The sequence below is a fragment of the Photobacterium sp. ABD4_091 genome (genome assembly GCF_056160145.1).
Genome location: NZ_JBSWWQ010000020.1, coordinates 1 through 961, shown reverse-complemented (window position 1 = coordinate 961; position 961 = coordinate 1). Strand labels below are relative to the sequence as shown.

The 961-nt window shown below is 52.8% G+C and carries 1 rRNA gene; it reads left to right on the top strand.

What is annotated here, in order from left to right:
* Positions 1–961, top strand: a 23S ribosomal RNA gene (locus ACXAGQ_RS29070); the annotation flags it as partial.

Below are 961 nucleotides of genomic sequence, written 5' to 3'. Positions count from 1 at the left end.
GTATTGGGTAGGGGAGCGTTCTGTAAGCGGTTGAAGGTGCATCGTAAGGTGTGCTGGACGTATCAGAAGTGCGAATGCTGACATGAGTAACGATAAAGGGAGTGAAAAACTCCCTCGCCGGAAGACCAAGGGTTCCTGTCCAACGTTAATCGGGGCAGGGTGAGTCGACCCCTAAGGCGAGGCCGAAAGGCGTAGTCGATGGGAAACGGGTTAATATTCCCGTACTTCTTACTATTGCGATGGGGGGACGGAGAAGGCTAGGTGGGCCTGGCGACGGTTGTCCAGGTTCAAGGGTGTAGGCTGTAATCTTAGGCAAATCCGGGATTACACTAGGCTGAGACCCGATGTCGAGGTGCTACGGCACTGAAGTCATTGATGCCATGCTTCCGGGAAAAGCCTCTAAGCTTCAGATAGTAAGGAATCGTACCCCAAACCGACACAGGTGGTCGGGTAGAGAATACCAAGGCGCTTGAGAGAACTCGGGTGAAGGAACTAGGCAAAATGGTACCGTAACTTCGGGAGAAGGTACGCTGCCGGCGGTGACGAGACTTGCTCTTTAAGCTGCTGGCAGTCGCAGATACCAGGTGGCTGCAACTGTTTATTAAAAACACAGCACTGTGCAAAATCGAAAGATGACGTATACGGTGTGACGCCTGCCCGGTGCCGGAAGGTTAATTGATGGGGTTAGACTTCGGTCGAAGCTCTTGATCGAAGCCCCGGTAAACGGCGGCCGTAACTATAACGGTCCTAAGGTAGCGAAATTCCTTGTCGGGTAAGTTCCGACCTGCACGAATGGCGTAATGATGGCCACGCTGTCTCCACCCGAGACTCAGTGAAATTGAAATCGCAGTGAAGATGCTGCGTACCCGCGGCTAGACGGAAAGACCCCGTGAACCTTTACTACAGCTTGGCACTGAACATTGACCCTACATGTGTAGGATAGGTGGGAGGCTTTGAAACC